Origin of the sequence: Luteipulveratus mongoliensis, assembly GCF_001190945.1 — a bacterium.
Taxonomy (GTDB): Bacteria; Actinomycetota; Actinomycetes; order Actinomycetales; family Dermatophilaceae; genus Luteipulveratus; species Luteipulveratus mongoliensis.
Map to the genome: position 1 here is coordinate 5,061,227 of NZ_CP011112.1, position 21,016 is coordinate 5,082,242.

General features: G+C 68.2%; 16 protein-coding genes. 6 read left to right on the forward strand and 10 right to left on the reverse strand.

The annotated features are described in order from the left end of the window. Window position 1 precedes the first annotated feature (1 nt). Both VV02_RS24120 and VV02_RS24125 read left to right on the forward strand, forming a co-directional pair. Window positions 2–1,234 (forward strand): lipase family protein, encoded by a 1,233-nt coding sequence (locus tag VV02_RS24120; protein WP_052595807.1) that lies wholly within the window; start codon window positions 2–4, stop codon window positions 1,232–1,234. A gap of 23 nt (window positions 1,235–1,257) precedes the next feature. Beyond that, window positions 1,258–1,677: a VOC family protein gene (locus VV02_RS24125; protein WP_052595808.1), complete on the forward strand. Its 420-nt coding sequence runs from the start codon at window positions 1,258–1,260 to the stop codon at window positions 1,675–1,677. A gap of 10 nt (window positions 1,678–1,687) precedes the next feature. On the opposite strand, the gene VV02_RS24130 is transcribed toward VV02_RS24125, so the two are convergent. The 7 genes from VV02_RS24130 to VV02_RS24160 form a co-directional block, all read right to left on the reverse strand. After that, a complete protein-coding gene (locus VV02_RS24130; protein ID WP_052595811.1) occupies window positions 1,688–2,854 on the reverse strand; it encodes an alanine racemase in 1,167 nt (388 codons plus the stop codon). Beyond that, on the reverse strand, window positions 2,851–4,521 hold the full coding sequence (locus tag VV02_RS24135) for an IucA/IucC family protein (RefSeq protein ID WP_052595813.1): 1,671 nt from the start codon (window positions 4,519–4,521) through the stop codon (window positions 2,851–2,853). The genes VV02_RS24130 and VV02_RS24135 overlap by 4 nt, the downstream gene beginning before the upstream one ends. A gap of 99 nt (window positions 4,522–4,620) precedes the next feature. Beyond that, complete coding sequence (locus tag VV02_RS24140; protein ID WP_052595815.1) at window positions 4,621–6,240, reverse strand: IucA/IucC family protein; 1,620 nt, start codon at window positions 6,238–6,240, stop codon at window positions 4,621–4,623. A 2-nt stretch (window positions 6,241–6,242) separates the two neighbouring features. Beyond that, on the reverse strand, window positions 6,243–7,442 hold the full coding sequence (locus VV02_RS24145; RefSeq protein WP_052595817.1) for an ATP-grasp domain-containing protein: 1,200 nt from the start codon (window positions 7,440–7,442) through the stop codon (window positions 6,243–6,245). 102 nt (window positions 7,443–7,544) lie between these two features. Continuing rightward, complete coding sequence (locus VV02_RS24150) at window positions 7,545–8,252, reverse strand: hypothetical protein (RefSeq protein ID WP_157063540.1); 708 nt, start codon at window positions 8,250–8,252, stop codon at window positions 7,545–7,547. Between the two features lie 93 nt (window positions 8,253–8,345). Further along, window positions 8,346–9,230 carry a CopD family protein gene (locus VV02_RS24155; RefSeq protein WP_052595821.1) on the reverse strand — a complete coding sequence of 295 codons (885 nt, stop codon included), beginning with the start codon at window positions 9,228–9,230 and terminating at the stop codon, window positions 8,346–8,348. Next, complete coding sequence (locus VV02_RS24160) at window positions 9,227–9,985, reverse strand: hypothetical protein (protein WP_052595822.1); 759 nt, start codon at window positions 9,983–9,985, stop codon at window positions 9,227–9,229. Before VV02_RS24160 ends, VV02_RS24155 begins: the two co-directional genes overlap by 4 nt. Before the next feature lie 149 nt (window positions 9,986–10,134). On the opposite strand from VV02_RS24160, the gene VV02_RS24165 reads away from it, so the two are divergent. Both VV02_RS24165 and VV02_RS24170 read left to right on the forward strand, forming a co-directional pair. Further along, complete coding sequence (locus VV02_RS24165) at window positions 10,135–10,989, forward strand: DUF4397 domain-containing protein (RefSeq protein ID WP_052595824.1); 855 nt, start codon at window positions 10,135–10,137, stop codon at window positions 10,987–10,989. A 30-nt stretch (window positions 10,990–11,019) separates the two neighbouring features. Next, entirely contained in the window at window positions 11,020–11,733 is a 714-nt protein-coding gene (locus tag VV02_RS24170; protein WP_157063541.1) for a class F sortase, read from the forward strand. A gap of 58 nt (window positions 11,734–11,791) precedes the next feature. On the opposite strand, the gene VV02_RS24175 is transcribed toward VV02_RS24170, so the two are convergent. Next, window positions 11,792–15,103: a penicillin acylase family protein gene (locus tag VV02_RS24175; protein WP_218917465.1), complete on the reverse strand. Its 3,312-nt coding sequence runs from the start codon at window positions 15,101–15,103 to the stop codon at window positions 11,792–11,794. A 395-nt stretch (window positions 15,104–15,498) separates the two neighbouring features. Here VV02_RS24175 and VV02_RS24180 point away from each other — a divergent pair, with 395 nt between their 5' ends. Next, on the forward strand, window positions 15,499–16,458 hold the full coding sequence (locus VV02_RS24180) for a PorA family protein (RefSeq protein WP_169787749.1): 960 nt from the start codon (window positions 15,499–15,501) through the stop codon (window positions 16,456–16,458). Between the two features lie 85 nt (window positions 16,459–16,543). On the opposite strand, the gene VV02_RS24185 is transcribed toward VV02_RS24180, so the two are convergent. After that, window positions 16,544–17,338: an SDR family NAD(P)-dependent oxidoreductase gene (locus VV02_RS24185; RefSeq protein ID WP_052595829.1), complete on the reverse strand. Its 795-nt coding sequence runs from the start codon at window positions 17,336–17,338 to the stop codon at window positions 16,544–16,546. 51 nt (window positions 17,339–17,389) lie between these two features. Continuing rightward, complete coding sequence (locus tag VV02_RS24190; protein WP_157063543.1) at window positions 17,390–18,895, reverse strand: hypothetical protein; 1,506 nt, start codon at window positions 18,893–18,895, stop codon at window positions 17,390–17,392. Between the two features lie 156 nt (window positions 18,896–19,051). On the opposite strand from VV02_RS24190, the gene VV02_RS24195 reads away from it, so the two are divergent. After that, the gene (locus VV02_RS24195; protein WP_052595837.1) at window positions 19,052–20,989 is read left to right on the forward strand and encodes an endonuclease/exonuclease/phosphatase family protein; all 1,938 of its coding nucleotides are present in this window, start codon (window positions 19,052–19,054) and stop codon (window positions 20,987–20,989) included. Window positions 20,990–21,016 lie beyond the last annotated feature (27 nt).

Consider the following 21,016-nt stretch of genomic DNA (forward strand, 5'->3'; position numbering starts at 1 on the left):
GATGATCCACCGCACAAGGCCATCGAGCCGGCTCTTGCTGGTGCTCCTGGTGATCGCGTCGTTCGCGGCTGCCCTCGCCCTCTCGCCATCCCCTGCCCAGGCCGCCTCATCCAGTACGCCTGCTGCCGCTGATCCCCCGCTGGTGCCGCCGAAGGACGACCCGTTCTACCAACCGCCTTCCGGCTACGAGCAGCGCGAGCCCGGAACGGTCCTGCGCAAGCGCGAGATCAGCGCGTACACGTACGGCATCAAGGTGCCGGCGAAGGCGTACCAGATCCTGGTGCGCAGCACCGATGCTCACGGCAAGGCGATCGCCAACGTGAGCACCGTGTTCGTCCCGTTGACTCCCCCGATCGGCCAACGCAATCTGCTGTCGTTCCAGATCGCGACGGACAGCCTTGGTACGCAATGCAATCCGTCGTACCGACTCCGTCAGGGGCTGGAGAAGGAAGTCACGGGAATCTACACCGCGCTCAGCGCAGGCTGGGCTGCGGTCATCACGGACTACCAGGGCCCGAAGATGGCCTGGACTGCTGGCAGGGTCGCCGGCCATTCGGTACTCGACGGCATCCGCGGCACGCTCCGGCTGCCCGAGGCCGGCCTCACACCCACGACTCCCGTTGGTGCGTGGGGATACTCGGGCGGCGGCCAGGCGACAGCGTGGGCTGCCCAGCTGCACCCGACGTACGCGCCCGAGCTGAACGTGAAGGGCTTCGCAGCCGGAGCCTTCCCAGGCGACATCAAGCTGACGCTCAAGGGTCTGGACGGTGGCCCGTTCGCCGGCTTCGTGGTCGGCGGCGGCTTCGGCCTCATCCGCGAATACCCAGCACTGCAAGGCCTGTTGAGCGACGCCGGCCGCAAGGAGGCCGCGCGTGTCGGCGACCTCTGCCAGATCGCCCTGGTCGCGTCGAACCCGTTCGCCAAGCTCAGCCCGCTCCTGACCGTCGACCCGTACACCGACCCCACGACCAACGCAGTCTTCGCGGACAACCGCATCGGTGGCCAGGCTCCGACGGCACCGGTGCTCATCCAGCAGTCCGCGCTCGACGAGATCATCCGCCCCGAGTTCAACCAGGGCTCCTACCGCGACTGGTGCGCCGGCGGCGCGACGGTCGAGTACCGGTTGACCTACGTGCCCGGACACGTCGGGTACGCCCTCGGCAGCATCCCGGGTGCGTTCGCCTGGCTGACCGATCGGTTCGCGGGCAAGCCGGCCAAAAGCACCTGCGGCTGAGCGGTGCGCGCGACGATGACTGCATGACCACCGAAGACGGCCCGGTTCGCCAGATGCGCGTCGTCGTGGAGGCCGCTGACTACGACGAGGCGGTCGCGTTCTACCGCGACGTCCTCGGTTCCGTCGAGGAGCTGCAGATCCACGGCGACGACGGCGAGAAGGTCACCATCCTCGACGTGGGGCGAGCAACGCTCGAGATCTCCAACCCGGCTCAGGTCGACATGATCGACCGCGTCGAGGTCGGCCACCGGGTGAGCCCGCACATCAGGGTCGCCTTCGAGGTCGGCGACGCTACGGAGGCGACCGATCGGCTGGTCCGGGCCGGCGCCGTGCTTGTCGCACCTCCGACGCGCACGCCATGGAACTCCGTCAACGCGCGGTTGAACGGCCCGGCCGGGCTCCAGCTCACGCTGTTCGAGGAGCCGACCACACGGTCATCCTGAGCGATCGTGCCTACGCACCGGACAGGTAGCGGACCGTCGGGTGTGGGTGCATGAGGAAGTCGTGGTGGCTGATGTTCCACGCGTAAGCCCCCGCCATCGACAGCACGACGCGATCCCCCAGCCCGGCGCCCTGTAGCGGCGCATGACGGGAGAGCACATCCTTCGGCGTACACAGCTGACCGACGAGCTGTGCTGTCTGCCCGTGGACCCGTGGCTCCGTCGATCCCGACATGGGTACGACCTGTGCCGGCTGGTCATGGCCCCGGGCTGCGGGAGTGCGCAGATGGTGCGTGCCCCCGCGCACGATCACGAACTCCTCGCCATGACTCTCCTTCACGTCGAGGACCTCGGTCACGTAGTGCCCGCACGGCGCGGTGATCGCCCGCCCGGGCTCGATCCGCAAGATGCGCTCCCCGACCTGCAGCTGGCCGATGCGGGACGCCCAGTCCGCCCAGTCGAAGCCGCCATCCACGCTGGCGTAGTCAACGGCCATGCCGCCGCCGAGGTTGACCTCGCCCGGAGCCAGCCGGAAGTCTCGCTCCAGCTGGGCAACAGTCCGTATAGCGGATGCGGCAACAGCGGCGTGCCCTGCCGGGTCCAGGCCAGAGGCGACGTGGAAGTGAAATCCCTTCAGCCGCAACGAAGTCAGCCCCGAGAGCCGTGCCAGACAGCGCTCGACGTCAGGCAGCTCCATCCCGAACGGCGTCGCTCGCCCACCCATCGCGAGCGGCAAGGCGTCGAGCCCCGTGGGCGCCTCTGGAGGATTGATCCGAAGCAGCACATCGACGACCCGCCCCTCCGTATCGGCGACCTCGGCCAGGCGCCCCAGCTCAGTGACGCTCTCGACATGAACGCGATGTGCACCGAGCCGCACCGCCGTCGTGAGGTCGTCCTTCGACTTGCCGGGCCCGCCGACCGCCAGCCGACCGTGCGGCACGACCTGCGCGACGTGCGCCGTCTCACCAGCGGACGAGGTCTCGAAGCCGTCGACGTGATCGGCCAGGGTCCGGAGCAGCTCGGCGTCAGGGTTGGCCTTGGCGGCGTAGTAGAGCTCGACGCCAGGTGGCAGGGTCCGCCTCACCTGCTCGGCCCGAGCCCGCAATCCGTCCAGATCGTAGATGTAGCAAGGTAATTCGCCTTCGTCGATAGCAGCGGCGAGGTCGAGGACCGCACTCACGCCGACACCATGGCGCGAGACGCGTGGTGCGCCGCCAAGGGCATGACGACCGGCACATAGTCCGCTGCACGGTCCGCTCGCCGACGCCAACGGACCAGCAGGTTGGACTTCGCCGGCACGGATGCGCCATCGAGCAGCGCACGGATCTCATGGCTTCCTGACCCGGAGGCGCACCGGCCGAGCTCTTCGCGCACCTGCGCCCACAGCGCGCCCTCGTCGCAGCCGAGATCCGCGAGCGCGCCGACGAACTCGGACAGGTTGTTCACCATCAGGCAGTACGCGACGCGCTGCCAACCCGCGCGGTCGTCGTACACGAGCCTGGACGCCGTCACCGGGTCGACCGACTGCAGCCGATCACGCCAGCGCGGCAGGAGCTTGACGCCTTCGAGGTCTCGCAGGAAGACCTGGACGGGCATGCCGTCAGCGGCCACACCGACGACGACGTTCTGCAGGTGCGGCTCGGTGACGATGCCGTGAGCGGTGTAGGCCTCGATCACATAGGGCACGAGCAGGCGAAGGTAGCGCTCCCACCACTCGTGACCGCGCTGCGCATCCGTGACGGCGGCCAGCTGTCCGGCCGGTCCGGTGTGCTCGGCCGCGAGAGTGGCCGCCACGAGCGGCGTCACGCCGGGCTCCAGCACGTCGTCCAGACCCTCTCGTACGATCAGCCCCAGGTCGGCGATCACCCCAGGGTCGTCATCGAACTGCGCACTGCGCCAACCGGTTTCGCGCAGGAAGTGGACCCCCGACGGTCCAAGATCGGCCAACGTGTCGCCGATCAGCTCATCGAGGTGCATGGCGCCGGTGAGCTCGTACGGCGCATGCCGTCGGACACAGTTGGTGATGCGCACTCCGAGACTGAACTTCACGAAGTGCTGGGGACCCAGCAGAGTGCGTACGGAGCTGGTCGGATCGTGATCGGCCGGCCCCTGACCGAGATCGCGAATAGCACGGGAGCGCAACAGGTCTCGCACGTGAGGCGAGTGCCGGATCCGTTGCCACTGCCAGGGATGCACCGGATGCGCCACGCGTCCGTGGCCCGGATCGGGACCACCGGCGAGTGCCGAACGACTGACCTGCGCGCCACCACGCGCGTCCGCGCCGATGGCTGCCTCAGCGGGAATCGCCAGCCAACGCAGGCCGATGCGCGGTGCCGCCTCGGGCGCGAACCTGGCCCAGCTCTCCTCGTCCTCATCCCGTGACTTCGGCGTCGGGTGCCAACGGTGCCCGGCCCAGAGTGCCTGCTCGGACGCCAGGTACGCCTGGCGTACGGTCACCGCCGGCCGGCGCACACGGTCGATGACCGCTCGGTGCGCACGCGTGCTGCCGAGGACAGACTCTCGCAGCTGCTCCGCGAACTCCGAATTTCGGACGCCCGTCACGACCGTCAGCTCCGCGGCGACCAGCTCGCCAAGACCCGCTGCGTCGACGGCCGACCAGCGCCGCGCGTCGACACGTTCGACGGGGCCGATGAAACGGTGGTTGTCCGTGTGGCTGCGACGGGCCAGCCGAACGCGCAGGCGTTGGCCGGTGCGAGGTAGACAGACCAGCAGGTGCTCGGACGTGAGGTCGACCTGATGGTCCGGCGCGGCCACCTCGCGCACGAAGGTCCGCAGCAGAGTCTGCGCCGCCACATCGTCGATCACCACGTCGGTCAGAGCGGTCATGGGTGCTCCAAATCGTGGACAACGGGTTGCGGTGACACGTGAACAGCGTTGCGAACAATGACGATTGCGATCACTGTGTCGCGGCGGCTTAGGCCATCCTTACACCGTACGCAGGTAGTTGGGCCCGTCGACGTAGCACTTGTTGATGTCACTCGCGCCCGAGCGCTCCTTGCTCAGCAGAGTGCCCGCCGTCACCATCGCCTTGACCGGCCATCGCCGTGCGTCGAGGACGTCGCGCCGCAGCTCCTGGGCGATGTCGGGATCGTCCACCACGTCGATCGCTCCGCTCAGCGCGTCTCGCACCGTCCGCAGCAGCTGCACGCGGTCGGCGACACCGGCGTCGGCCAGCGCGACGGCCAGCTGACCAGCGACCAGATGGACGCTGATCGTGACGAACAGATCCCGCAGCGGGCCCGCTCGGTCGACCACGATGCGCCCGTCGTCGAAGTCGTCGACGCAACCCTGCAGTGCCACCGGGAGCCGGCCGGGCAGCACCCTGAGCCCGTCGTTGTCCTTCAGCAGCAGTCGCATCGGCTGGCCCTGCGATGTCACCAGCGCGATGTTCTGCTGATGGGCCTCCAAGGCGACGCCGCGCTCGTACAGCCAGGTGGCCAGTCCCACGACCAGGCCGCAGACCCTCGCGAAGACCTCGTGAGCCGTACAGCCCAGCTCACGCGCGAGCCCCTCCACGACCAGCTCACTGTCGAACCGGGAGGCAGGAAGGGCAGCGAGGGGCGTGACGGTCGTACCAGTTGGAACATCCGGGAGGCGACGAATCAAGACCGCCGCGTCCGCCCGACCCAGATGCGCGTACGTCTGCTCGTCGGCGTGCAGGATCAGCGAGCTCCACCGCGGGTCGTCGGCGACCAGCGCGCGGACGAGTCGCTCCCCCACCGCGCCGTCGACCAGGCTGCCCGGCTTGATCGACCGCACGTTGCGCGCTCCGAGTGACGCCGTGGGCAGCGGCAGCTTGAGCGCGTAGCGCGGGTCAGCACAGACGGACACGGTCCGCATCGACAGCGTCGCCACCACCTCCACCTCCTCTGCGGGGAGCAGCGATCCCGCGAGATCCCCCAACCGAGGCGCCATCAGCGGATGAACAGGCAGGTGCAGATGCCCCGGATCGCTCGACGGCCACCACGTGGGCACATCCTTCAGAGTCCCCTGCACGTCGCCCGCAGGGACCCGCAGCCACCGCAGCGCAAACCGGGCGAGCGACTCCGGCCCGTAGCGGTCGACCTCGTCTGCAGACAGGCCGAGCCTGGCGGTCCCGGTCGGATAGACCGGGTGCCCGAGATGAGCTGCGGCCGACTCGAGTGGGAGCGTGGCGGCGTACGGATCGGTGTCGTACGCCGGCCGCTCGCCTCGGGTGCGCGCGACCGAGCGGCGTGCCGGGAGCGCTTCGTCGGCCGTGAGCGCGGCGGCACACTCCTGCCGCCAGCTGGCGAAGCCCTCGGCATCGACCGGGTCGACCAGCCGCTCCAAGCGACCCAGCACCGCGTCCAGTCCGGAGACCGTCACCCCCGCGTCGGCAAGGACGGGCTCGACCACCGTCCAGTCGCTCACGCAGCCGGGCCGAACTCGTACGGCCAGGTCGCCTCTCGGCGCGTGCAACCAGTGGCCATCGATCAGCCTGCCCTCGGTGCGCCAGCCCCACACGTCCTCGCGCAGCACGGCGTCGAGCAGACGGTGCACCAGGGCGCTCTCCGCCGACGTCATGCTCAGGCGATCCGCCACTCGTTGTCCGCGACGAAGCCGGCCACCACGGCATCGACACGCGCCTGGTCGAGTCCACGCGCGCGTACGACACCCAGGAAGTCCCGGTTGGTCATGGTGACGTTGGCCGTGACACCCAGCTCGCGCAGCGGCCGGTAGGCGAGGGTGACGCCGTCCTCGACACGATCCACCGACCCGGGAGCGCGCACCAAGGTGCCGGACCGTCGGGCACACAGGTACTCCAGCCGGGCTCGGCCGTCGGTCCGTGTCGGGAGTGCCTCTGGCAGGGCCTCACCACAGTGCACGCCCAGCGCGAGATCGAAGATCGGCACATCGATCAGGTCGGGCAGCATCAGGTCACACTGGTCGCCGATGGCCCGGTAGTTGACCTCGATCAGCCGCGCGCGCCCCTCGTGCACCACGAACTCCGTGTGACAGATCCCGAATCCGACGCCGAGCGCATCGAGCGCCGTGAGGACCTGCGCGACCACCTCCGGGTCGGGCGCGGGGTCGAAGTGCATCCGCTCCTCGATGAAGTACGGCAGCTTGCCGAGCTCGGTGCAGAATCCGCCGAGGACGTGCCTGCGCTCCCCATCGCCCAGCGTCTCCAGCGTGCGCAGCTCACCCGGCAGGAACTCCTCGACGACGAGCACCGCACCAGGCCGCCGCCGTCGGATGCTGCTGACACAGGTCGCCAGCGCTCGCTCGTCGGAGCAGAGCTCGACGTCCTCGCTGGCCACACCCTCGCGCGGCTTGACCACGACGGGAAACGGCATGGGCGACAAGGGAATTGGATCATCGGGGCGCAGCTGCAGCGACCACACCTTGTCAACGCCCGCGGCGGCCAGGTGCTCCCGCATGAGCGCCTTGTTCTTGACTCGCCACGCCACCCGCCAGTCCTTCCCGGGCAGCCCGAGGAAGTCGGCGACGAGCGCCGTCTGCATCTGTAGGTGGTCGCTGCCCGAGAAGACGGCGGCCACACGCTGACCGGCCAGCGCCGTGAGCGCTTCACGATGGTCCTCGACCCGGCACTCCACGACCGTGACGTGCTCCGCAAGCGGTGTGCCGGCGTACGCCGCCCGGTGCACCTCGGGGTAGGCGGTCAGCAGGATCACCTGGGCTCCGCGACGGACGGCTGCGGGGAGGAACCCTTCAGTGTTGGAGTCGGTCGGCGTGGTGGCGAGGACGGCTATCTGCGCGCTCACCGGGGGTCATCCACGCCTCGAAGAATGCATGCGCTCCAGCGTACGGTCGCGCCGGGCGCGACGGCCCGCGGGACAGTCGACGGCGTGTCAGGAGGCCGCGTGTCAGGAGGCCGGGCAGGCCGGCGTCTTCGCGAGTGCGTCCGCCGCAGCGTCGTACGCCTTGAGCTGCGGCGTAGCGCCCTTGACCATCCCTTGCCACATACCCATGTAGTCACCGAAGGCGGCGCCCGCCTCGTCGTGCGGCTTGGTCTTCATCATCTGCTGATGGTGCTCCCACGATGCGGTGATGGGGCGGGCCGCGCGAGCGACGTCGGCGAGGGCATTGGCGCGCTTCGCGCAGGCCGCGGCCGGTGCGGCGTTTCGAGCCACGCTGACCTGACCCATCCGTTCACAGGCGCCGGCCTTGGGTTGATAGGCCGCGTCCGCCTTGCCGAAGTTGGCGACATCGGACGGACCGAACTTCTTGCTCGCCGCCCAGCGCGCCTTGGACTCCTTCACGTCGATCTTGCCGGCGTCGACCAGCACCTGGGCCTGGGTGTGCGTACGCCAGTGCGTGGCCGACGAGGCTCCAGCGCTCGCCACCGCCTCACCCGCTCGGACCTCGTCCCGGCAGGCCGAGAGTGCGCCGTCCCCCGTGGATGCCTGCTGGTTGCCTGGCACTGCTCCGGCCGCCGAACGCGACGAGGCGACGACGGCCCCCGGTTGACGCGCTCCCTCAACAGGCGCGCCACCGGGGCCCGTCACCGCCCACGCCCCGACCCCGCCTGCGACGAGCGCCGTGGCCAGTGCGACCACCCACAGCACTCGCACGGACACACCCCGTCCCGCTGTATGCCTCCCCGTCATGACTTGACCATGACACGATCTTTACGTTTTCGTGGCCAAACTTGTGATAATGCAAACTCACTTAGGAACGACGTGGACCAGCGCTGCAGTCGCGGTCAGGACGCCGACAGCGAGCGCGAACTCGGCACCGATGGCGACGGCGAAGGCCTGCACGCTCTCGGGAGGCGTTGCGTCATCGATGTCCGTCACCTTGCGCTTTCCGATGCGCGCGGCGTAGCTGCGGCCGATGTTGCCGAGCAGCAGCATCACGGCGAAGACGACGATCTTGATCATCAGCACGGTGCCGTACGAGCTGTCCACCAACTCGCTGACGCCGCCGGCCACGACCAGGGCGTGCAGGACTCCGGTGACGGTCAGCGTGATGACGCTGACGATGGCGACGATCGAGAACCTCGGCAGGACGCCATGCAGCACCTCGAGCGACGTGCTCGGGATGAGCACGGCTGCCAGAGCCAGCAGTCCGCCGAGCCACGCAGCCGTCGCGTAGAGGTGGTAGGTGGTCGCGATGACCTTGACGGGCGCCCACACACCGCCCCAGGCATCGGAACCGAGAACATAGGTCTCCACGATGAGGAACTGCCACGCGCTGATGAGCAGTCGGTGATGCCGACTGGAGTTGAGGACGTCGACGATGAAGGCGTAACCGATAGCGACCAGGGCCATCCGCGTGAGCGCACACGCTCCCTCGCGCCCCCCGTAGCTCGCCCACCCCGAGGTGGCGACGAGGACCGGGATCACGGCCGACGAGACGAAGGTCAGCACCGCACCGATCTGGAGCAACCGGTAGAACACCCAGAGCACACGCCCCTCGGGCCACAGCCAGGTGATGAAGAACGTGATGCCGACGAGGATGACGAACCCGAGGTAGCTCAGCACGCGGGCCATACCCACGATCGCGGTGCGCAGCCCTTCGTCGCCGAGGCCCACTGTCAGGCTGGTCACGACCCACCGGGGCTGGGTAGGTCCACCTGGGCGATGACCGCTGACTGATCGCGCGCGAGCGGTCCGGCACTCCACGTCTGTCCACGCTGCACCCCGCACACCTGAGCCGTGACGTCCAGCTGCGGGCACACGAGGTTGCGGATCCCAGCGCCGACCACGTCGATCATGACGGCGCCGGTCGCCCCGGTCGTGATCGGCGCGAGTCCGACGAGCACCCGACCGATCGGTGCCGGAGTGCTCCGCGTCGTGGCCGCCTGCAGGCGGTAGCGCAGCGAGAGGTCCCGGGCCGGGGCCGGCAACCTGACGATGGTTGACCCGCTGCCCAGAGCGGACGTCGGCAGCGCCACAGGTTGGCTGCCGCTCTGCGCCTGGAGCGTCGTCACGGTGGGCCGAACCCCTTGCAGGCCAGGCAGATTCGGCAGGACCGGACGGCGTAGAACCACCTTGGAGACGGCGTGTGTCAGTCGAATCCTCTCGATCACTTCGAAGGCGCCGGTCGCGTCGGGTTCCGCCGCGAGATAGGTGCCAGGAGTCGTCATGCCCGGCCCCGTCGTACGCGCCGGTGCGTGGCGCAGGGCCAAGGCATCTGTGCGTTGCGGGGCGATGACCACCACCTTGGGCGCGGCAACAGACAGGGTCCCGGTGGCCACCACCGGCCGAGGCGAGTCGGCGCGCACGGCAGCGGCAGCGGCGACGAGCAGGCCCGCAGCCACCGCCGAACCGAGTGCACGCCGAACCCCAACGCGATGCCTCATCGAACCTCCCCTATCTAGCCACAGGCTAAAGCCCATTTCCTTCGCCATCTGTGGTAATTGCAAAAAGCCGTCTGGCGGCCCGCTGATGCCGTTACGTTCCGAGACAGACAGTTCGCTCTCGCGAGCTCGGGGGATCCAGGAGTCACGCCATGCTCGGCCCGTTCTCACGCCGTTTCTTGCTCGCCGCGTCCACGGCCGCGGTCGCCATCACACTCGCTCCCACCGCCGACGCATCGGCCAAGGACGCCAACGCCAACGTCTATGTGGTGCAGGGGGTTGCCGGTTCAACGGTGTCGATCAGCGTGGACGGCAAGCAGGTCGATCCCGGGGCGGCCGCCAAGGCGATCGTCGGCCCCCTCGCCCTGCCCGCCGGCACACACAGCGTGGCGATCGATGGGCCTGGTACGGCTCAGGACGTCACGTCCACCATCAAGGTCACAGCCGGGTCGAGTGTTGATGTCGTCGTGCATCGCCAGGTCGATCCCGCAGCGAAGCCGGTCATCACGACGTACGCCAACGACCTCTCGCCCGTGGCCAACGCGAGCGGACGTCTCGTCGTGGCCCACACGGCCGCCGTCGGCCCCGCCGATATCCGGGTCAAGGGCAAGGTGCTGTTCTCCAACATCGCGAGCGGCGAGTCCCTGACCCTCACGGTGCCGGCCGCGACGTACCCGGTCGAGATCGTTCCGACCGCGACGACGGGACCCGTGGTCCTCGGTCCGGTCGACCTGCCGGTCGCCAAGTCGGCGCTCACCCGAGTGTTCGCGATCGGGGTCGCTGCCACAGGCACGATGGACGCCGTCGTACAGGTCCTGCCGCTGCCCGCCCGCGGCAACGGGACGACGCCCAACCGGGTCGACGCCGGGTCTGGCGGGCAGGCAGCCGCCCTCATCAACTCATCACACGACGGAGATCGAGGCGCCGCAATCCCCTGGGGCATAGGCGTTCTCGTCGTCGGAGCAGCCGCCGTCACACTGCGTCGTCGCCGCGCGACACGCACCTGAGTCGGACCGCACGGCCGAATCGCGAGCTCGATGATCCGTCGTACGCGCCGCCACCGTCTTGTGCTGCTTGCGACAGCCCTCCTTGTCGCCGGTACAGCAGGAGCGGCCGCGACGGCTCTACGGCTCGAGCACGGCCGGACGGTTCCGGAGCCGGCGACCGCCGCTACCAGCAGCGGTCGCCGGCTCGCTGTCTCCACGCCGGTCGCACCGTCCGGACTTCCCGCCGGCAGCCGCACCGGTACCGACTCGCCCCTGGCCCAGGTCGGCACCCCGGCGGCCAGCCAGCAGCGGACGTTCGCGCCGACCTACGTCATCCTCGGCCGCGGCGGTGACCGCGCCCCCGTCCGTGCCGTCGACACGACCGCAGCGGGACAGCTCGGCCTTCCGACCGGCGCCGGTCAGGTGGGCTGGTGGCGCGGCGGCGCTCTCGCCGGCGAGACCTACGGCAGCGTGGTGATCGCGGGCCACATCGACACGACCACCGGCGGGCTCGGGTTCTTCGTGCGGCTGCTCCGCGCACGGACCGGTGACCTCGTCACTCTGACCGACGGCCACCTCAACCAGGACTACCGGATCACCTCGGTGCGCGACATCCCCAAGACGAGCCTCGCCACCAGCACCGACACGTTCTCGCAGAGCGTGGCGGGTCGCCTCGTGATGATCACGTGCACCGGCCGATTCGACCGTCGCACAGGGCATTACGACCACAACCGCATCGTCGTCGCGACTCCGTTGCACCCGTAGCAGGGAGCTCGCACGACCTGGTGGCCGTGCGAGCTCCCTTGCCTCTGAACAGATTTCGCTACTGGGCGTACACCGAGAAGTCGTAGACCGAGTAGCCGTACGACGTCCCTCGCTTGATGCCCTGCATCCGCACGTAACGGCCGGTGGTGGGTACGAACGAGTCGTTGTCCTTGCCGCCGGCACCCGTGGTCGTGGACCACACCGTGCGCCAGTTCAGACCGTCCTGGGAGACCTGGATGCTGTACGCCTTGCCGTACGCATCCTCCCAGTTGAGGACGGCGCGCCCGATCTTCTGTGAGCTGCCGAGGTCCACGGTCAGCGACTCGTTGTCGGCCCAGTTGTAGCTGGCCCACCGCGTGCTCGGGTCACCGTCGACCGCGTTGCCCGCAACAAGCTTGGAGGCGAGGAAGCGCGACTCCTCACTCGTGGCGCTCGCCGTCTTGTTCAGCGCCACGTCGGCGAGGTTGTCGCCGCGGTGCGCCGGGAACTGCTCGACCATCTGGAAAGTCGGGCGGTTCTGCCAGTTGGTGTTGTCGTCGTGGATGCCACCGAGGGGGCTCTGCACGATCGAGTCGGCGCACCACTGGTCGCCTGCATCACACGTGTCATCCGCGGGGTAGACCGTGGAGGCCGGCGTCGCAGCAGCCTGGGTCAGGGTGCTGAGCAGCGTGCTGCGGCATTGCGCCAGGTCGCCGCCACCGCAGTACTTCGCGCCGAGACCACCTGCGACCGGCTTGCCGAGGACGGCACGCAGGTCCTTGTCGACGTAGGACCACCAGCCGTACTGGAACGAGGAGCCCTTGTGCGTGACGCCTTCACCGCCGGTGGATGGCGACTCATCGATGGTGAGGGCCTTGGTCATGGCGGTGTACATGTCTTCGCCCATCCCGGGAGCGAACTCAGCCTTGACCAGCAGCGGCCACCAGGCGTCCATGGTGCGGATCGCCGAGCCGTGGGCGTACGTCTTGCTGCCCGCGCTGGTCTCCTTGCGCTGCGAACCGGCTCCGGCCCAGGCCTTCAGCGCCGTGACTGCGGCCTGCTGCTTGGAGTCGGTGATCGGCGCCGACTCCACGACAGCGAGCAGCTCCGGCAGGACGTCCTCACCGCGCAGGTCGGTGACGGCAGCGTCTTCCATGGCCTGGGTCAGTGAGATACGCGTCACCGGCTTGCCGCTGGCGACCATCGCCTTGACCCGCTTGTCCAGGAGATTGGCGCGATAGACCGAGCCGTTGCCGAACGTACCGGCCGTGTAGTCCTTGGCGATCTTGTTGTTCCAGGAGATGTAGTAGTCCTGGTCCACCGACTGCGGGTGGGCGCTGTCGGGGATGCCGGCCACCGTGTTGGTCGTCGGGTCCCAGTTGCGCCATTGCGTCGTGCTGCTCGCCTGGATCGGCAGGTTCGGGTCGACGTTCGGCGCGCGGGTCGGGTTGAGGCCCGAGTTGAAGTACGCCGTGTGCTTGCTGTCCACGTAGAACCAGTTGAACGTGTAGCCGATGTTGGACGCCGCTTGCTGGAACCCCGCTGTCCCCGTCATCACGGCCGGGTCGTTGAACATCTGGAACCCGAGGAGCGTGTCCGGCTCGTGCATGTACGTCGACCGTAAGGTCGTGTACGCCGTCGGCTTGCCTCCGATCGTCGCTCGGTACTGCACGATGCCGAACTTCGTTCGGTACGCCACGAGCGAGTAGGAGCCCGCGGCCGTGGAGTCAGCCAGGGTCGGTGACCACGCGTCATCGCGCTGGATCCGCGTCATCGGTGTGCAGGTGCCGTTGTCGAGATAGGCCACCGAGTCCTTCGTAGCCGGGCTGCCGTCGGCGTTGCACAGCGTGACGGCGTAGGTGTCGGTCATCGTCTGGCCCGCGGACGTCGCGCTCCAGGAGTAGTCCTGCCCACGGCCGAGCTGCACGTACATGTTGAGACCGGCGAAGGCCGCACCGCGCGCCTTCAGCCCCGGGCCGTTCAGCTCCTGCAGCATCAGCAGCTGCGGTGCGAAGTAGCCGGTTTGCGGTCCGAACACCGCCACTGGGTGACCGTCCTTGGAGTGGGCACCGCCCACGACCAGCGCGTTCGACATGCCGTGCTTCTCGGAGAACAGGTTCGCCGGCAGCACGCCCTTCTTGAACATGCCCTTGGTCTTCTTCAGGTCGGGCTTCTTCGCCAGGTTGGCCTTCGCAGTCGTGGACTGGCGGGTCGACGTCGGAGCCTTGGTACGAGCCTTCAAGGCCTGCATGGACGTCTTGGCCGTGGCTGCCGTCGCGGGCGTCACTGCGGATCCGGTCGGGTTGAAGACGACGGGCTGAGCGGTCACCGAGCCCTTGTCCGGCATGGCGACGCCGACCGGGTTGGCCGGGCTGCCGGCGTACGGGAAGGACTGGCCGTCGTGCAGCGTGTTGACCGCCTCCGGGTCGTTCTGCTCACGGAAGGACTGCCAGACCTGCGCGCCCTTCGTCGGCCCGTACTTCTGCTCGGCGGCTGCCTTCACCAGTGCGGACTGCACCTGGTTGCCGCCACCCGAACCGAACAGCGCGCTGACCACAGTCGCGATCGCAATCAGGTCGGTGGGTTTGAAGTCCTCAATGCCGTCGCCGGTCAGAATGTTCGCGTTGCCGGTGGCGTCGTACTCACCCGGGAAGTACAGGCCGGACTTGGCGTCGGCGATGTACTTGTTGACTCCGCCGAGGTAGTCCTTGATGTCCTGGACTGCCTGTGCGCCGCGAGGTCCGCTCTTGGCGAGCCGGTCGACCTGATCCTGCATCTCGGGTTCGTTGTAGGCACCCTGCAGGAAGAACTGCTGCTCCAAGACTCTGTTGCCTTCGGCGCCGCCCGCAAAACCGGTGAGCTGGCCGCGGCCGATGTGTCGGAAGATGTCCATCATCCACAGCCGGTCCTGCCCGGCCGCGTAACCGGCGCCGTACTCCGTCCCGGCGCGTGTCGTGCCGTTGATATGGGGAGTCCCCGTCGCCTTGTCGCGCACGATGGTGACGTCGGTTCGGCCGCCCGGCTTGATGCTGCTCTCGACCTGGTCGGCCGGGACGCCGAACGAGGAGTCGTTGAAATAGCTGCTCAGCGAGGAGTCGGACAGACCCTTGTAGCCGTCAACAAGGCTGGAGTACTTGCCCAGCTGGTCATCGGTGTGAGCAGGCTTCGTCCCGAGCGTGTCGTACGCCAGGATCTGCGCCAACGTCGCGGTGCCGTTGTTGCCCGGCGGCAAGATGTCGTTGCACTGCCCCATGCAGTAGTCGTCGTTGGCGGCGAACGCGCCGCCGCCGGCCTCCGCGCGCGCCGGCGCAGCTCCGACGCCCAGCATGGCCAGCATGCTGAAGGTGGTGATCAGGGCGACAAGCAGGGCTGGTCCCCGCCGACGTTTCACGGGCATGGGTCTCTCCAAAGGTCGGCCCAGCGAGGGGCTCACATCAGTCCGGATGACGTCACCGCGATGTGCCGCCGTGGGCGAGAGCGCTGTACAGACAAGCGCACATCGCTGATGGTGCGCTGGGTCACACGACAAAGTCAAGCGTCTTGGTCACTCGACCTATTCTCTGACCGCAGCCATACCTCGTGTATCGCCATGTGGACGACAAGGCCCGGTCATTTGTCCAAGTCGATTGACTAATACTTGCCGGTAGCCCATCCTCATGTGATCGCAGTCACGTCTCGACGATGAGGCGCCCACCAGCGTCATCGAGCGAGACGGCCAGGCCCCGATCACCCATCGGCGGCGGCCTCCAGCGGCGCTCAGCTCGGCGCACGATCAAAGGTCCGATCTTGAAACGCACCCTCTATGTGCTCCCAGCCCTGCTGGGCGCCTTCTTCCTGACGGTGGGGCTGCTCGTGCAGCTCTGGGCGACCCCGCACCTCAAGCGCACACCGCTCGACATCGACTCCACGACGCTGCTGGCTGGTTCAGCGAAGCTCTTCGACGGCGCGTCCGTGAAGACCTTTCCGGTCAAGGCGACCAGCATCACCAAGACCGACGCCGACCGATCCACAGACGATGTCGTCGTCTTCCACGACGGCTTCTGTCTCGTGAAGAACGTCGGCACGATCGGCCAGTGCGTCTCGGCCAAGGACCCGCAGGGTCGGCTTGTCAGCGCCGGGCAGTCCATCTACGCAGCCGATCGGGTGAGCGCGAAAGGCGTCAACGACCCAGCATTCGTCCGCAATGGCCTGACCGCCCGAACCGGGCTGCTCAACAAGTGGCCGTTCGATGCCAAGAAGAAGGCCTACCCCGTCTGGGATGACCAGCTGGGCACCACGACCCCAGCGAAGTACACCGGGACCGAGGACGTCCGCGGCCTGAAGACGTACCGCTACACGTTGTCGGTCAAGGACGTGAAGTCCGAGGTTTTGGAGAAGACCCCGGGTCTCTACTCGACCCAGAAGACCTACTGGGTCGACCCGGTCTCCGGATCGATCGTCAAGGTCGACCAGTCCGAGACCCGCACCACGCTCGACGGTCAGCTGCTCGCCGACATCAAGATCCAGCAGACCCCCGACTCGGTGGCGACGGCTGTCGGTGACGCCAAAGCCGACAAGCGCAATCTCACCATGCTGCGATTCCTGCCTGTCATCGCTTACATCGGTGCGGGTGCGATGGCCGTCATGGCGCTGGGCCTCTGGCTGCGCAGGCGGACGCCGGCCGACCCGGGCGCCCATGTCGCCACGTCAACCGAGTCGGTCGACCCGACGCTGGTGGCTCTGGATCGCTCTGGGCATCCGGTCTGAGAACGGATAGCCCCTGAGAGGCCCCACAGGTTGCGACCTGTGGGGCCTTCTCACGCTCAGGACCCTGACCCTCCAAGGTCGTGTCTCATGGGCGGTGGCGACGGAAGCGCGTGCTGAGGAAGTCAGCCGTGCCGGGTGCCATCCGACCGGACACCTCGAACACCCGCAGCTGCCAGGGTGTAATTACCTCGGAGCGCTCCTTCTCGATGGCGAGGACGATCGCGTCCGCGACCTGGTCAGGTCGCAAGGTGGGCATCGTCTTGGCGATCGGTGGGATGCGTTCCTCGGCCCCAGGGTTGTTGGCAAAGTAGTCACTGGCCACCTTGCCCGGGATGACCTCGCTGACACCGACGCCGGTCCCGCGCAGGTCCAGTCGTAGGGCCCGCGTCATGCCACGCAACGCCCAACGGGCTGCCGCGTAGCCGGTCGCGCCGGCCCACGGCAGCCGGGAGACCGGCGAGTTGACGTTGACGATCCGGCCCGACCCACGCTGCACCATGGCGCCGACCAGCTCACGTGTGAGCAGCAGGGCAGCGGTGTAGGGCATGGCCGTCATGGCCAGCAGCTCTTCCGGCTCGGTCTCGTGCAAATAAAGGAACCGGCCCGCGCCCGCATTGTTCACCAGTACGTCTGGCGTACCGACCAGCTCGGTGATCGACTCGGCGAGCCGCCGTACTTGAGCTGGGTCGCTGAGGTCACAGGTGAGCGCGCTCGCCCGTCCGCCGGCCTCCTCGATGACACGGACCCGCTCGTTCAGCGCGTCCTCGCCGCGAGCGATCAGGACCACGTGCGCCCCTCTGGCAGCGAGCTTTTCGGCGGTCGCGGCGCCGATACCGCTCGAGGCACCCGTGACGACGACGGTGGCTCCCTCAAGCTTCATCGCGACTTCTCCGTCAACGAGATCCTGACAACGATCATGAGTTTGAACTCCCTACTTCTTGGTGATGAAGCCGGCGAGTGCTGCGACGCCGAGCGCTGAGTGGGGCGTATATGGCTGACGCCACAGTCCGCCATGAACGGCGTCGTGACTGAACATCGCCTCCGGGTGAGCACTGGCTGCCGCAGACTGCGGTCTGGCCAGGTCCACCACGAGCTTGGCGGCCATCAGGGCCGAGGCTGTGTCGGCCTCGAAGATCTCGACACCGAAGCGGTGCGCGCCACGGAACACCGCAGCGAGCACCTTGTTCTTAGTGACCGAGTGAGTCCAGCTGGCCGGCGCGACATTGGCCGACACGTGGACACCCTCGGCATGCGCGACCATGGCGCGCCACCGCTGGGCGCGCTTGGCAAGTGCGTAGTTCGGTCCTTGCACCGGCACGAGGGTATTGATAACCCCCCACCGCGAGCCGTGCTCGTCTGTGCTGGTCGAGGGGTAGGCCGGCTGGAAGAGTCGACGGGCGCTCACCTGTCGCACGACGCACCTCACGGGGCCGTGCCACGCTCGTTCGTCGAATCGTTTCCGCGCCTGCTCGACCGCGTCGATCGGGACGAGGAAGGAGTCGGTCGGTGTGGCGAGGTAGGCGAGAGCACTTCGGGGTTGCGTCCTGAGAACCACACTGGCCAGGAGGTCGGCGGCGACCGTGAGCTCGACGTGCGAACCGCCGTCTGCGTAGAGGTGATTGGCCAGTGCCGGAGTCCGACTGGTGCTGAGTACTTCGGTGAGCCACGCGACTGCCTCAGGCAGCTCCTCGGTCAGCCCGAGGCCAGCGACGTCACGCCCATTCACCACGGGCAGTCGAAGTACACCCGAACCGGACCGGGCAAGCTCCTTGATCCGCGCCTGGACGGCCGCATCGGGCACATCGAGACCGACCACGTCGGCGCCCCACCGGGCCAGCTGAGCCAGCGGTCCCATGGCGGCTCCCGCGCCCAGCACCACAACGGTGTGGTCGGGCGCGGACAGCACGTCGGGGTGGTCGATGGCGTACTCGATCGCGGTCCCGAAAGCCGGCTCCATCAGCCCCTGCTCGACCCAGCGCCCGAGCTGCGCACGGAGGTCGCCCTCGGCGAGCATGCGTCCGGCGTACGGAACCTCCAGGCGCCCCACCCGCTCGCCCTGTCCGCGCACGGTCTCGGTGTCGACCGGCAGTGGTGTCGGCAGCTGCTCGATCTCGAGGGCTCGATCGCCGCCAGGCATCGCCAGCGTCATCCGCTCCTGCAAGGAGGCCAGCCCTTGCCTCGCGATTCCGAGTGCGGACTCACCTGAGCCGGCGCCCACTGCGGTCGAGCGTGCGAAGTGCTCGACGTAGTCCTGTCGCCACTTCGCCGCGCCGGCCGCGACTCGTGCCGCGTCATCGTCGTTGATGCCACGGAACGAGTCAGCGAGCACCGCGGCCCCCAGGCGCGATGTGCTGCGCGAGCCCCCGTCCACCGGAAACCTGACTGCGACAGCAGGGCGCAGCGAATGGCGCTGACTCGAGCCGTGCGGGGATCTCATGCGTCGGGTCTCCGTCCAGAGTGCCTGGTGCTGGCTGGCGAACTATAGAAGCGAGCCATCCCATTGGTCAATTGACCAAGTCGCTTGACCGATCTTAGGCCGCACGTCATTCTGAGGTGACCCGTGTCACGTTCGGCCCATCGGAGGCCATCACTCATGAGCACCACCGAGACGACTCTGAGCGCTCGATCCACCCAGCACGCCGTGGCCCCTCAGGCCATCGCCGTGGGCGCCGCGATTGTCCTGCTGCTTGACGTGATTCCCGTCTGGCTCCTGTCGATCACCACGATCTACGGACAGGCCGGCGACACCTCCGTCGTGCAGATGCTGGTCTTCGCTCTGGTGTGGTTCGTGCTGCCCGGTCTGGCGGTTCTCGTGAGGTCGCGCTGGCTGTTGCTCGTAGCCATCGGGCTGGCCGGCCTCGGACGCCTGCTGCTCCAGGCGGACGTCAGCCCGGATGTGCAGGTCTACGCCTCATCGGTGACCGTGCTCATGCTGCTGTGCTGGTTCGTGGCGGCCGCCCGAACCAGCGAATTCGACGGCAGGGCAGTCGCATTCGGGTTCTACGCCGGTGTCGCGGCGAGCGTGACCATCCGGGTCGCCCTGGGCGGCGTCCCACCGATGTGGACCACGCCAGTCGTGGGATGGGCCATCACCGTGGCACTCATGGCCATTGCCTGCGCCAGCACACGTCTCGTCCTGCGCCAGCCATCGGTCACGTCGTACGCCCCGGGCCGGCTCTGGTTCGCCCTGTGGCCGGCTCTGGTCGTCGTCCTGCTGGTCACCGGCGCGCCGCTGCGAGCCACCGTCGCGGTCGAGTCCGGCCATCGAGCCGGCCAGCTCTTGATTGTGGCGGCCTGCATCGGCGGGGCGGCCCTGACGCTGCTCCCTCAGCAGACGTGGGTGCGATCCGTCGCTGCCGCGACCTTCCTCGTCCTCTTCGGCGTCGCGCTGATGGCTCGCGCCACCGTGGACGGCGTTCACGGTGTGCTGCCGTCGTGGGCGGTCCTCCCGCAGGCCGGCGCCGCCGCGACGCTCGGCCTCCTGATGGGCAATATGGCAGCGCCATCTGGACCCGCCACAGCCCGTCGGCGTCAGCTGACCGCCTGGGGCGGCCAGCTCGTCTTCTTCGTCGTCATCTTCGTGTTCTTCGCGTCCGAGGCGGTCGCGCTGCCGTTCCCCGCCGCGGCGATACCGATCGCCGTCGCTGCGCTCCTTGCGGTCCTGTCCCTCCGACCCGGGTCGGCGTCGAGTCCGGTGAGCCGGACGTCGAGCCCGCGCGCTCGAACGATCGGTTCTTGGGTGGCCGTGGCCGCGGTCGGCGTGCTGATCTGTACGCCGGCGACCACCGCCGCCAGTCCGCCGTCGCCCTCCGCAGGGCACGGCTTCCCCGTGCGGTTGCTCAGCTACAACGTGCACGTCGGCGGAGTCTCGCTCGACGGTCGCTACGACCCCGACCGGATCGCCGACGTCATCGACCGCGAGAAGCCGGACGTCGTATGGCTCAGCGAGATGGACCGCGGCTGGGCCGTCGACGGCGACCACGACGCCTTGCCCTCGATCGCGCGTCGGCTCGGCATGCGCTATGTGTACGCCCCGGCGGCCGGCCCGGACTGGGGCGACGCGGTCCTCTCGCGCTTCCCGATCAGAGTGAACGAGCAGCGGGTCCTGCCCGCCGCAGGCGCACCGACGGGCGCGCAGGCGTTGTCGGTCACGATCGACGTGGGCAAGGGTCAGCGACTCGGTGTCGTCGGTACGCACCTCCAGACTCTCGACGACAACGTCACCGTCCCGCCCGAGCAGTCGCAGGCGGTCGCCGACATGGCGACTCGAGTGATGCGTACTGGCACGCCTGTCGTCGTGACCGGAGACCTGAACGACAAGCCGGGCAGCGTCGCCCTGCGTCCCCTCGACCGCTCCTTGGTGGATGGCCTTCATGCGTGGCGCCCGGTCGCGACGTTCCCGGCTGATCAACCCACGGACGAGCTCGATCAGATCTACCTGAGCCCTGACCTCGCCGTCAGCAACCTGTTTGTCGGTCGGACGACTGCATCAGATCACCTACCCGTCACCATCACCTTGGAGCATCGATGAACCAGGTTCAGCACTCGCCGGTCGCTC

What these genes read in the sequence shown, in the direction of transcription:
- VV02_RS24195 (WP_052595837.1), top strand. Translation starts at nt 19,052, where the DNA reads ATGAGCACCACCGAGACGACTCTGAGCGCTCGATCCACCCAGCACGCC.
- VV02_RS24160 (WP_052595822.1), bottom strand. Translation starts at nt 9,985, where the DNA reads ATGAGGCATCGCGTTGGGGTTCGGCGTGCACTCGGTTCGGCGGTGGCT.
- VV02_RS24140 (WP_052595815.1), bottom strand. Translation starts at nt 6,240, where the DNA reads ATGACGTCGGCGGAGAGCGCCCTGGTGCACCGTCTGCTCGACGCCGTG.
- VV02_RS24135 (WP_052595813.1), bottom strand. Translation starts at nt 4,521, where the DNA reads ATGACCGCTCTGACCGACGTGGTGATCGACGATGTGGCGGCGCAGACT.
- VV02_RS24190 (WP_157063543.1), bottom strand. Translation starts at nt 18,895, where the DNA reads ATGAGATCCCCGCACGGCTCGAGTCAGCGCCATTCGCTGCGCCCTGCT.
- VV02_RS24170 (WP_157063541.1), top strand. Translation starts at nt 11,020, where the DNA reads ATGATCCGTCGTACGCGCCGCCACCGTCTTGTGCTGCTTGCGACAGCC.
- VV02_RS24120 (WP_052595807.1), top strand. Translation starts at nt 2, where the DNA reads ATGATCCACCGCACAAGGCCATCGAGCCGGCTCTTGCTGGTGCTCCTG.
- VV02_RS24125 (WP_052595808.1), top strand. Translation starts at nt 1,258, where the DNA reads ATGACCACCGAAGACGGCCCGGTTCGCCAGATGCGCGTCGTCGTGGAG.
- VV02_RS24165 (WP_052595824.1), top strand. Translation starts at nt 10,135, where the DNA reads ATGCTCGGCCCGTTCTCACGCCGTTTCTTGCTCGCCGCGTCCACGGCC.
- VV02_RS24185 (WP_052595829.1), bottom strand. Translation starts at nt 17,338, where the DNA reads ATGAAGCTTGAGGGAGCCACCGTCGTCGTCACGGGTGCCTCGAGCGGT.